This window comes from Olsenella profusa (genome assembly GCF_016900315.1).
GTDB lineage: Bacteria > Actinomycetota > Coriobacteriia > Coriobacteriales > Atopobiaceae > Thermophilibacter > Thermophilibacter profusus_A.
In genome coordinates, this window is sequence record NZ_JACSNQ010000008.1 from 75,347 (window position 1) to 86,329 (window position 10,983).

A 10,983-nucleotide genomic window follows, 5' to 3' on the forward strand; every position below is an offset into this window, starting at 1 on the left:
TCTCTCATCCCCTAGCCGAGCTGGAAGTAGAGCGCGAAGCCAAGCGCCGCGAAGGCGGCGGACACGATCCAGAACCGCACGACGACCTTGTTCTCCGCCCAGCCGATCTTCTCGAAGCTGTGGTGAATCGGCGTCATGGGGAAGACGCGCTTCCCGGTGAGCTTGAAGCTCACCACCTGGATGATCACCGAGAGGGCCTCGCAGATGAACAGGCCGCCCATGATGAGCGAGGTGACCTCGGTCTTGGTGAGCACGGCGAGGGCCGCGAAGGCCGCGCCGAGGGCGAGTGAGCCCGTGTCGCCCATGAAGATCGAGGCGGGGTAGCAGTTGTGCCACAGAAAGCCGATGCAGGCGCCCGCGATGGCGCCGGCGAGGACCGCGAGGTCGAGCTCGCCGTAGCGGAAGGCCACCATGGCCATGGCGAGCATGACCACCATCGTGCAGCCGCCGGCCAGGCCGTCGAGGCCGTCGGTGAGGTTGACCGCATTGGAGAGGCCCGCCATGAGCAGGAAGACGAAGGCCAGGTAGAGCCACGGCACGCTCACCGTGGTGCCGCCCACCTCGAAGGTCGAGGTGAGGACGCCGAGGTCGATCGCAAGGCCGCCGGGGAAGCGCACCACCGGCGAGATGCCGCAGGCGTTGACCGCGAAGAGGCAGAACGCCACCGAGATGAGGACGAGGCCGGCCATCTTCTGGGAGGGCGTGAGGCCGAGCGAGCGGCCGTGCGCCACGGACTCGATGTCGTCGAGCAGGCCCAGCGAGCCGGTCAAGAGCGTCACCACCACGGCGAGGACGAGGCCCGGCGTCCACTCGGCGATGAGCGCGCAGGACGCGAGCATGCCCACCAGGATGATGACGCCGCCCATCGTTGGGGTCCCCTGCTTGACGAGGTGGCGCTGCGGGCCGTCGGCGCGGACCTGCTGGCCCACCCCCTCGTAGCGCATGAGGCGGATGAAGAGCGGCATGAGCAGCCCCGTCACGATCGCCGCCACGGCGATGGCGAGAAAGACCTGGTAGGTGGGGTAGGACGGATTTCCGATCATCGTGCGAGCACCCTTCTCACAAAGCGGTCGAGGCCAACGGAGCGCGACGCCTTGACGAGCACGACGTCGCCGGCGGCAAGCACCGGGCCCATGACGTCGGCGGCCTCCTCGGCGGTGGCGAAGCGCTCGATGGCGTCCTCGGAGAGACCCATCGTGCGGGCCGCCTCGGCCATCTCGTCGGCAAGCGGGCCGCCCACCAGGACGAGCAGATCGACGCCCTTGGCGGCGGCGTAGGCGCCCACGTAGCCGTGCAGCCGCGGGCCCTCGTCGCCGAGCTCGCCCATCTCGCCGAGCACCGCCACGCGCCGGCCCTCCACCGCCATGTCGGCGAGGACGTCGAGCGAGGAGGCCATCGAGGCGGGGGCGGCGTTGTAGGAGTCGTCGATCACGCGGGCGCCCGAGGGGGCGCTCTCCACCTCGAGGCGCATGTGCGCGGCGGGCATGGCCTCCACGGCGGAGACGGCCTCGTCGCGGTCGAGCCCGAGGCGCCAGACGAGCGCCAGGGCGAGCGTCAGGTCGACGACGGCCGCGCGGCCCGGCACCGAGAGCACAACCGTGCGGGACCAGCCGTCCGCGCAGCGCAGCGTCGCGGAGGCGCGGCCCTCGGCGTCGAGCGTCACGCCCTCGGCCCAGACGGCGTCGCCGGGCGCACCGACGAGCACAACGTCGACGCCAGCGGGCGCCGCGTACCTCTCGGCGATGAACGGGGTGAAGTCCCCGGCGGACGTCAGGGCGAGCGCGGGGGCGAGCTCGCCGTGGGCGCGCATGCCGGAGACGATCTCGGCCTTGGCGCGGGCGATGTTCTCGCGGCTACCGAGAAGCCCGATGTGGCTTGTCCCCACGTTGGTGATGCAGGCGAGGGTCGGCTCGCAGGCGGCCGCCATGCGCTCGATCTCGTGCGGGTGGTTCATGCCGAGCTCGCAGACGAGCACCTCGGAGTCCTCGGGGGCCGAGAGCACCGTGAGCGGCAGGCCGATCAGGTTGTTGAGGTTGCCCGTGGTGGCGTGGCAGCGGCGCTGGGAGCCCACCGCGGCGGCGAGCATCTCCTTGGTGGTGGTCTTGCCCACCGAGCCCGTCACGCCGACGACGAGCCAGCCGGGGTGGCGCTCGCGCCAGGCGCGGGCGAGGCGCAACAGGAACTCCTCGCAGTCGTCGCCCTCGGCGCGCAGGACGGCGCAGCCCGCCTCGCGGCAGGCCGCGAGGGCCTCGGGCGCGGGCTCGGCGGAGGCCACCACGGCCGCAGCGCCAAGCCCGGCGGCGGAGGCGAGGTAGGCGTTGCCGTCCACGTGCTCGCCGGCAAAGGCCACGAAGAGGCCGCCGGCTCCCACGGCGCGCGAGTCGATGACAACCTCGCCCGCCACGTCGCGCGCCCCCTCAAGGAGCACGGCCGCGCCGGTTGCGCGCGCGACCTCTGACACCGACATGAATATCATCAGGACTCCCCTCCTGAGACGCTATGCGCTGGGCGTGACGCCCATGATGTTGACTGCCTGGGACATGACGTCATGGAAGACGTTGGCCGAGGACTGCGAGGCCAGGTGCGGCAGGTGGTTGAGGCCCACGTAGACGAGGACCTCCGGGTCGTCAGCGTTGGCAAAGCCGCACAGCGACGCCGTGAAGTCGTAGGAGCCGTAGCCGCCCTCCTCGCTGGCCTGCTCGCCGGTGCCGGTCTTGCCGGCGACGTCGTAGCCCTCCACCTGGCCGTTGCGGCCGGTGCCCTCCTGCATGACGGTGCGCATGACGTCGATCTCCATCGAGGCGGCCTCCGCGGAGACGGCGGCGCTGCCGGAGGGCCACTCCACGTCCTCGCCCCCCTTGGTCACGAGGAAGTGCGGCGTGGTGAGCACCCCGCCGTTGGCCACGGCGCCGTAGGCCCTCACGATCTGCACCATCGGCACCGAGACCGCCTGGCCGAAGGCCATTGAGCCCGCCGTGGCGCCGTCGTACTCGTCCGGGGACTTGACGATGCCGGTGGCCTCGCCGGGGAAGTCGATGCCCGTGAGGTGCCCGATCCCATAGCGGTCCACCCCCTCCGAGAAGCGGTCGGCCCCGATCACGTCCTGGACGAGCAGGGCCATCGCGGTGTTGGAGGAGCGCCGCATCATCTCGCGGACGTCCATGGTCTCGGTGTAGTCGCGGTTGTCGTCGTCGGTGACGTAGTCGTCGCCCACCTTGACGGCGGCCGGGACGGTGTAGGTGGAGTCGGGGTTGAAGAGCCCCAGGTCGAAGCCGATCGAGGTGGTGAGGACCTTGAAGACGGAGCCCGGCTCGTAGGAACTGGAGACCGGCTTTAAGGAGAGCTCCTCGGCCGTCTCGGAGAGGTTGGAGAAGTCCGGCAGCGGCGTCGAGCACGCGGCGAGGATCTCGCCGGTGCGCGGGTCGGTCACCATAACCGAGCCCGACTCCGCGTCGTAGGTCTCCGGAGCCTCCCGGATGATGTTCTCGCAGGCCTCCTGGAGGTCGATGTCGATGGAGATGACGAGGTCGGTGCCGTCGACCGCCTCCGTCACCTCGGAGGCGCCGCCGGCGATGGGCGTGCCCGTGAGGCCAGTCTCCATGAGCATCTCGCCGTCGGTGCCGGTGAGGATGTCGTCGTAGTAGAGCTCCAGGCCGGAGAGGCCGTTGCCGTCGGTGCCCACGTAGCCCAGGACCTGCGCGCCCACGTTGCCGTAGGGGTAGACGCGCTTGGTGTCGTCGAGGAAGTAGATGCCGGTGAGCTCTGCGGCGGAGAGCTTCTCGGAGAGCTCCTCGGCGACCTCCTCGTCGACCTGGCGCTCGATGTAGACGAAGGTGCCGTCACCGGTGAGGAGGTCGGCGTAGTCGGACCGCTCGCCGCCGAGGCACTCCGCCAGGACCGAGGCCACCGCGGAGGGGTCCTCCACGGTCTGCGGGTTGGCGTAGACGGTCTTGCACTCCTCGCTCATGGCGAGGATGTTGCCGTTGCGGTCGTAGATGGTGCCGCGGCGCGCGTGAAGCGTCGCCACGTTGGTGCGCTGGGACTCCGCGGCGGCCGCCAGGCGCGGGCCGTCGATGGCCTGCATCCACACGAGGCGGGCGGCCACCACGCCGAGAAGCGCCGTGAAGACGCGACGGGTGGTCAGAAAGCCCCGGTCCGAGCCGCCGCTGCCCGAGCCGCCCGGCCGGGAGGCGCGAACGCGGTAACGCGCACGAGAGGCCTCGTCGTACGAGGCCTCACGAGAGCTCCGCCGCCCGGGGCGGCTCTGTCCGCTTCTGCTGGTCACGACAGAACAGTCTACGACAGGTCGGTCTGGGGGGCCGCCTCTTCCCCGCTCTGCGCAGCTTCCCCATCAGCGCCCGCCGGCGTGCCCTGGTCGCCCTGGGCCTGCGCGTCGGCGCCGTCCCCGGAGCCGGCGGAGGGGGCCGCGAGGTCGAGGGTCACCGTCTGGCTGGGAAGCACCATGCCGTAGTTCTGCGTGGCGATGCGGCTGATACGGGAGTTGCTGGAGAGGATTGAGCGCTCGATCCGGAGCTGCTCGTTGGTGGTCTGGGCCTCGCTGATCTGGGCGCTCAGGGCCGCGTTGTCCTGGAGCAGCGAGACGGTGGCCGAGGTGAGGGCCACGCGCGCCATGCCGAGCACGATGAGGACGGCCGCCACGGCCACGGCCACGCGCAGGCGCGCGACGAAGGCCGGGGAGACGCCGGCGCGGGCGCGGGCGTCGAGGCCGCCGCCGGTGACCACCTCGAAGGACGGGCGTGCCTCGCGCGCGAGGCGCTCGCGGCCCCGCTCCGCCTGCTCGACGTTGTATGCCTCTGATCCCTGGTACCTCATGTGACTTCTCCGCCTCGGTGCGGCCTGAGGGCCGCGTTGTCTCTGTCTGTGTCAGGTACGCTGGGAGCTTGAGGGTTACTTGATGCTTTGCCTCAAGTAGAACTTGAGCGACCTTGAGAGTATGTTGAGAGTATGGTTGCTGCTTCGTTCGTCGTGCGTTGGTGGTGCGTTTAGGGTGCGTTTCTGGTCTGTTCGTGCTCCGTTTGCCGCTCTTGCTCGGTAGACGGCCTGCGCCGGCTACGTCATCTGGGATGCCTTCGTGCGGGTGACGTCAAGCCTGACCGCCACGCGCATGAGGGCGCTTCGCGACCTCGGGTTGGCCGCGACCTCCTCGTCTGAGGCAACGAGGGGCTTCCTCGTCCTGACCCGCAGCGCCGGTACGTGCCCGCACACGCACACCGGAAGGTCCGGTGGGCAGGTGCATCCCTGGGCGAGCTCGGAGAAGACGTGCTTGACGATGCGGTCCTCGAGCGAGTGGTAGGAGATCACGCAGATCCTCCCGCCGGGGTTTGCCCAGCGGGCCGCCGCGCGCAGGCCACGGTCGAGCACGTCGAGCTCGTGGTTGACCTCGATGCGCAGGGCCTGGAAGGTGCGCCTGGCCGGGTGCCCGCCGGTTCTTCTCGCCGCGGCCGGGATGGCCGCCTTGATGACCTCGACGAGCTGGAGCGTGGTCTCGATGGGCCTCTTGGCGCGCGTCTCCACGATCCGTCGTGCAATGCGGCTCGCGAAGCGCTCGTCACCGTATACGCGAAGGATTCGGGCGAGGTCTGCTTCGTTGTAGGTGTTCACGACCTCTGCTGCGGTAAGGGTGTTGTTACCCGAACTCATTCGCATGTCCAGGGGCGCGTCCTCGTGGTAGGAGAAGCCGCGCTCCGGGATGTCAAGCTGGGGGGACGAGACGCCGAGGTCGAACAGGAAGCAGTCGACCCCGGGGACCTCAGCCTCGACGAGAAGCTCGTCGAGGTCCCCGAAGTTGCCCTTGAGGGTGCGGACGCTCGCCTCGGGCACCTCACGGGAGAGGCGCTCGCGTGCGGCCGCGAGGGCCATGTCGTCCTGGTCTATCCCAAGCGACAGGCCGTCGGGCGCCACGCGCCTCGCAAGCTCGACGGAGTGTCCCGCGCCCCCGAGGGTGCAGTCGCACACCACCTCCCCCGGCTGGGGGTCGAGCTCGGCGAGGACCTCGGCGAGCATCACGGGTACGTGCCGGTATTCTGCTGTCAAGACCCTCACCCCCTTGCCTTCGGGCGCGTGCCCGCTAGTCGTGGTACAGAAGCGCGTCGAGCTCGTCCTCGAAGCTCTCCTGCGTCGCGTTCCACTCGTCGGTGTTCCACACCTCGAAGTGGTCCCCGGCGCCCACCACCGTGACGTCGGCCGTGAGGCCGAGCCTCTCGCGCGTGCCCGGCTTGGCGCCATCGAGCTTGCCGAGCGCGACGCGCCCCGCGGAGTCGATGTCCACCTCGACGGCGCTCGCCCAGAGCCTCGTCTTCAGCTGAACGTCCTTGCGGCTGCGGGGGTCGAAGCGGTTCTCGCCGTTCTCGATGAAGAGACCGTCGATGAACTTCTCCAGCCCCGCAGGGGTGAAGCCGTTCACGCACTCCTTCAGCGGGAGGAGGTATATCGTCTTCCTGTCGCCCTCCACAAGCTGCTTGCGAAAGACGGCGGGCAGGGTGACGCGTGCCTTGGAGTCAACGGACATGGGATACGACCCCGCGAGCATGCACCCTCCCCTCGAGACGAAAGACCGGCCCCCCGAATCGGAGCGTGGAAATACTGTACAGCATCCTCAACACATCGGCACACCAGAAAACACTTTCCTGCACCTTGTGGTTGAAAAGCGGGCGTGGGCGGTTTTCGAGACAGACGAGGGGCCTCCGAGCCCCTAGATGTAGCGGGTCGGGGCCCGCCGGGACACAAGCGGTGTCGACGGTGTTCGCATCTGCGAGAAACGAATTGTGTCAGTGCGGTGAAGGTGCAGCTAGAGGGCGGTGTTGCTCCGGTGTGGCGTCTGCCCACACCTCTGAGCAGGCATTTTGTCGGGTCGGCGTGGCGTCGGCCGGTCGACGCAGCGCCGGCCAGTCGATGTGGCCGTCATGCGGGCGTGGCGCAGACCTCGTCCCTCTCGCCGCCCGTCGCGGGGCCGGGCGCTAGGGCTCGGACACGTGCGCGCGGGGGTGCGCGGCGAGGTAGACGCGACGGATGTGCGAGCGGTCCACGTGGGTGTAGAGCTGGGTGGTGGCGATGTTGGCGTGGCCGAGGAGCTCCTGCACCACGCGCAGGTCCGCCCCGCCCTCGAGCAGGTGCGTCGCGAAGCTGTGGCGCAGCGTGTGCGGGTGCAGGCCGCGGAGACCCACGACCCGCCCGTACTTCTCGACGATGGCGTGGACGGACTGGCGGGAGAGGCGCCCGCCGCGCACGTTGAGGAAGACCGCGTCGGTGGGGCGTCGTCCCACGAGCGCGCCGCGGCCGCGGTCGAGGTAGGCGGCGAGCGCTTCCGCCGCCGTCCCCAGCACGGGCACCACGCGCTCCTTGCCGCCCTTGCCAAAGACGCGCAGGAGGGCCTCGTCGGGCAGCACGGCGCGCAGGTCGAGGCCGCAGAGCTCGCTCGCGCGCAGGCCGCAGCCGTAGAGGACCTCGAGGATCGCCCGGTCGCGCAGGCCCGTGGACGTGCCCGGGAACGGCTGGTCGAGCAGGCGCGCGGCGTCCTCGACCGAGATGACGTCGGGCAGGCGGGAGGGCTTGGCGGGAAGCGGCAGGTCGGAGGTCGGGTGCACCGAGCTCAGACCCTCGGCGGACAAGAAGCGGTGAAAGCCCTTGATGGCGGAGACCGCGCGCTCCACGGAGGCGGGGGCCAGCCCCACCTCCGTGAGCGCCGCGACGTGCCCCTCCACGAGGTCGCGCGTCACGTCGTCGGGGTCGGTGACGCCGCGGTCGGCGAGCCAGGCCACGTAGCGGGCGAGGTCGCGCCCGTAGGCGGCCACGGTGTTGTCAGAGCTTCCGCGCTCGACGGCCAGGTAGCCGAGGTACTCCTCGCGCGCGCGGGCGAGGTCGAGGGCGGCCACGGCGCGTTCTTCTCGCCTAGTCGAGCGGGGTCACGTCGTGGCGGTCGCGGCCCTCGTGGCGGGCGATGGCGGCGCGCACGAACTCGCGGAAGAGCGGCGCCGGGCGGTCCGGGCGGCTCTTGAACTCGGGATGGGCCTGGGAGGCCACGAACCACGGGTGGACGCTCTCGGGGAGCTCGATCATCTCGACGAGGCGCTCGTCCGGGGAGAGGCCGGAGATCACGAGGCCGGCGTCGGTGAGCTGCTCGCGGAAGGCGTTGTTGACCTCGAAGCGGTGGCGGTGGCGCTCATAGACGAGGCTCTCGCCGTAGGCCTCGGCGGCAAGCGTGCCCTCGACGACCTTGCACGGGTAGGCGCCCAGGCGCATGGTGCCGCCCTTGTCGGTCACGTCCTCCTGGTCGGGCATGAGGTCGATCACGGGGTAGGCGCAGTCCTGGTCGAACTCGGTGGAGCTGGCGCCCTCCAGGCCGCAGACGTCGCGCGCGAACTCGCAGACGGCCACCTGCAGGCCCAGGCACACGCCCAGGTAGGGGACCTTCTGCTCGCGGGCGCGGCGGGCGGCGCAGATCTTGCCCTCGATGCCGCGCAGGCCAAAGCCGCCCGGCACGAGGATGCCGTCGGCGTCGCCGAGGACCTCCTCGACGTTGGCGTCGGAGAGCTCCTCGCCGTCCACGAGCTCGATGTCCACGTGGCGGTCGTAGTAGACGCCGGAGTGGTGCAGCGCCTCGATGACGGAGAGGTAGGCATCCGGCAGCTGGGTGTACTTGCCCACCACGCGGATCTTGGTGACGTCGTCCTTCTCGTTGGCGGCGTGCATGGCGCTCGTGAAGTGGTACCAGCCGCTCATGTCGCTCTCGCGCGCCTCGAGGCCCAGGCGCTCGCAGACCTTGGTGTCAAAGCCCTGCTCGGCGAGGTGCGCCGGCACGTCGTAGATCGAGGGGCAGTCGGAGTTCTCAAAGACGCAGTCCGGCTCCACGTCGCAGAAGCTCGCGATCTTGGCGCGGATGTCGACGTCGACCTCGTGGTCGGAGCGGCAGACGATGAAGTCCGGCTGGATGCCCATCGAGCGCAGCTCGCGCACCGAGTGCTGGGTCGGCTTGGTCTTGACCTCGTGGGCGGCGGCGATGTAGGGCACCAGGCTCACGTGGATGAGGCAGCAGTCGGCGTGGCCCTTCTCCTTGCGGAACTGGCGGATGGCCTCGACGAAGGCTTGGCCCTCGATGTCGCCGATAGTGCCGCCGAGCTCGGTGATGACCACATCGGCGCCGGTCTGCTCCTCGATGCGGTAGAAGCGCTCCTTGATGGCGTTGGTAACGTGCGGGATCACCTGCACGGTACCACCGAGGAAGTCTCCGGCGCGCTCGCGCGAGATGAGGCTCTGGTAGATGGCGCCGGTGGTGAAGTTGGAGGAGCGGGTGAGGTTCTCGTCGATGAAGCGCTCGTAGTGGCCGAGGTCGAGGTCGGTCTCCTTGCCGTCCTCGGTGACGAAGACCTCGCCGTGCTGGAACGGGCTCATCGTGCCCGGGTCGACGTTGAGGTAGGGGTCGGCCTTCTGCATCATGACCTTGTAGCCGCGGGCCTTGAGCAGGCGTCCGAGCGAGGCCGCCGTGATGCCCTTGCCGAGCGAGGAGACGACGCCGCCGGTTACGAAGATGTGCTTTGTCATGTGTGGGCCTTCCCGTAGTCTGCGCCCGGGACGTTCCGGGGCGCGCTTTCTTCTACGGGTCTCCATGTTAGCGCGTGGGCGCCGGCGACGGGGCGCCGCTCGCCGATTGGCTTACGTAGGGGTAACAATGCGGGGCGCGAGGTGGGGGTGGCGCCGCTCGGCGGCGGCAGCGGGGCGCGCACCGTTTTCGGACGGTCTGGTGCGGCGGAACGTCCGGAAACGGTGCTACCCCTGACCACACACTGTTTCTGGACGGTCTGGGACCTCGGAACGTCCGGGAACAGTACCACCCCCTGACGACGCACTGTTTCCGGACGGTCCGGAATCCCATTTCGTCCGGAAACGGTGCTACCCCTGACCACACACTGTTTCTGGACGGTTTTTAACCTCGGAACGTCCGGGAACGGTATCACCTGACGGCGTACCGTTTTCGGACGGTTTGGGACCTCAGAACGTCCGGGAACGGTGCGTCCTCCGAGGCACACACTGTTTTTGGACGGTCCGGGCCCGCAAAGTGTCCGGAAACGGTGCGTCCGCCCCCAGAGGCCCCATGGCCGCCCCGGCGAGAAGGACCTCGGGCAGAGACCAACCCTAGCGCAGGGCCCGCCAGTAGGCGACGGCGATCTGGGTGCGGTTGCGCAGGTGCAGCTTGGCGAGGATCTGGCTGATGTGGTTTCGCACGGTGCCCTCGCCCATGTAGGCCGCGCGGGCCACCTCGCGGTTGTCGAACCCCTCGGCAACCAACCGCACGACCTCGCGCTCCCTGTCCGTGAGCTGCGGAAACATCGCCGCAAGGTCGACCTCGGCCGAGGCGGGCGCGCCGCCGGGCGCCTCCTGCGCGCCCCGGCCGATGCCCACCGCCCGCTCGAGCACCTCCCCCTCCAGCACGCTGCGCCCGGCCATGACCGCCCGCAGGGCCGGCGCCACGCCGCCCACGTCCTGCTTGATGAGGTAGCCCGCCGCGCCGAGCGCGAGGGCCCGCACGATGTACTCGTCGTCGGAAAAGGTGGTGAGAAAGACCACGCGCGGCGGGCTCGGGAGCGCGAGGACCCTCTCGGCGGCCGACAGGCCGTCGGTCCCGGGCATCTGGATGTCGAGAAGGACCACGTCGGGTGCGAGCTCGGTCGCAAGGCGCACGACGTCCTCGCCGTCCTCGGCGAGGCCCACGACCTCGATGTCCGGCTGCGCGTTAAGCACGATCTCGAGCGACGAGGTGATGATGGCGTCGTCGTCCGCCACGATGACCCTCACGACCGTCTCCCCTCCCCCTGCGCCCGGGGGCGCGGCACGCTCGCAAAGACCACCCAGCCGCCGCGCTCGCCGGGGCCGGCGCGGAAGGTGCCGCCGAGCGCGCGGACGCGCTCCTCCATGGAGGCGAGTCCCATGCCGGTGGCCGGGGCCGCTGAGGCGGAGGGGGCCGCCGGC

The 10,983-nt window shown here is 69.9% G+C and carries 9 protein-coding genes; all 9 read right to left on the reverse strand.

The features are described 5' to 3' along the window. Nucleotides 1–11 precede the first annotated feature (11 nt). The 9 genes from mraY to H9X80_RS05385 all read right to left on the reverse strand — a co-directional run bounded on the left by mraY (nucleotide 12) and on the right by H9X80_RS05385 (nucleotide 10,809). On the reverse strand, nucleotides 12–1,043 hold the full coding sequence (gene mraY / locus H9X80_RS05345; RefSeq protein WP_204793305.1) for a phospho-N-acetylmuramoyl-pentapeptide-transferase: 1,032 nt from the start codon (nucleotides 1,041–1,043) through the stop codon (nucleotides 12–14). Then, nucleotides 1,040–2,476: a UDP-N-acetylmuramoyl-tripeptide--D-alanyl-D-alanine ligase gene (locus H9X80_RS05350; RefSeq protein WP_204793306.1), complete on the reverse strand. Its 1,437-nt coding sequence runs from the start codon at nucleotides 2,474–2,476 to the stop codon at nucleotides 1,040–1,042. Before H9X80_RS05350 ends, mraY begins: the two co-directional genes overlap by 4 nt. Before the next feature lie 21 nt (nucleotides 2,477–2,497). Further along, nucleotides 2,498–4,285, reverse strand: a complete 1,788-nt coding sequence (locus H9X80_RS05355) for a penicillin-binding transpeptidase domain-containing protein (protein WP_204793307.1) — start codon at nucleotides 4,283–4,285, stop codon at nucleotides 2,498–2,500. Nucleotides 4,286–4,296: 11 nt separating this feature from the next. Further along, on the reverse strand, nucleotides 4,297–4,833 hold the full coding sequence (gene ftsL, locus H9X80_RS05360) for a cell division protein FtsL (RefSeq protein ID WP_204793308.1): 537 nt from the start codon (nucleotides 4,831–4,833) through the stop codon (nucleotides 4,297–4,299). 237 nt (nucleotides 4,834–5,070) lie between these two features. Beyond that, complete coding sequence (rsmH, locus tag H9X80_RS05365) at nucleotides 5,071–6,054, reverse strand: 16S rRNA (cytosine(1402)-N(4))-methyltransferase RsmH (protein WP_204793309.1); 984 nt, start codon at nucleotides 6,052–6,054, stop codon at nucleotides 5,071–5,073. Between the two features lie 34 nt (nucleotides 6,055–6,088). Further along, nucleotides 6,089–6,550 (reverse strand): division/cell wall cluster transcriptional repressor MraZ, encoded by a 462-nt coding sequence (locus tag H9X80_RS05370; RefSeq protein ID WP_204793310.1) that lies wholly within the window; start codon nucleotides 6,548–6,550, stop codon nucleotides 6,089–6,091. Nucleotides 6,551–6,977: 427 nt separating this feature from the next. Then, nucleotides 6,978–7,892, reverse strand: coding sequence for a tyrosine recombinase (locus H9X80_RS05375; RefSeq protein WP_204793311.1), 915 nt, complete (start codon nucleotides 7,890–7,892; stop codon nucleotides 6,978–6,980). 16 nt (nucleotides 7,893–7,908) lie between these two features. Beyond that, nucleotides 7,909–9,558 carry a CTP synthase gene (locus H9X80_RS05380; RefSeq protein ID WP_204793312.1) on the reverse strand — a complete coding sequence of 550 codons (1,650 nt, stop codon included), beginning with the start codon at nucleotides 9,556–9,558 and terminating at the stop codon, nucleotides 7,909–7,911. 591 nt (nucleotides 9,559–10,149) lie between these two features. Further along, nucleotides 10,150–10,809 carry a response regulator gene (locus H9X80_RS05385; protein ID WP_204793313.1) on the reverse strand — a complete coding sequence of 220 codons (660 nt, stop codon included), beginning with the start codon at nucleotides 10,807–10,809 and terminating at the stop codon, nucleotides 10,150–10,152. Between the last annotated feature and the right edge of the window lie 174 nt (nucleotides 10,810–10,983).

Excerpts from the sequence above, each read along its gene's own strand:
- mraY (WP_204793305.1), bottom strand. The coding sequence starts at position 1,043 with ATGATCGGAAATCCGTCCTACCCCACCTACCAGGTCTTTCTCGCCATC.
- H9X80_RS05350 (WP_204793306.1), bottom strand. The coding sequence starts at position 2,476 with ATGATATTCATGTCGGTGTCAGAGGTCGCGCGCGCAACCGGCGCGGCC.
- ftsL (WP_204793308.1), bottom strand. The coding sequence starts at position 4,833 with ATGAGGTACCAGGGATCAGAGGCATACAACGTCGAGCAGGCGGAGCGG.
- H9X80_RS05370 (WP_204793310.1), bottom strand. The coding sequence starts at position 6,550 with ATGCTCGCGGGGTCGTATCCCATGTCCGTTGACTCCAAGGCACGCGTC.
- H9X80_RS05380 (WP_204793312.1), bottom strand. The coding sequence starts at position 9,558 with ATGACAAAGCACATCTTCGTAACCGGCGGCGTCGTCTCCTCGCTCGGC.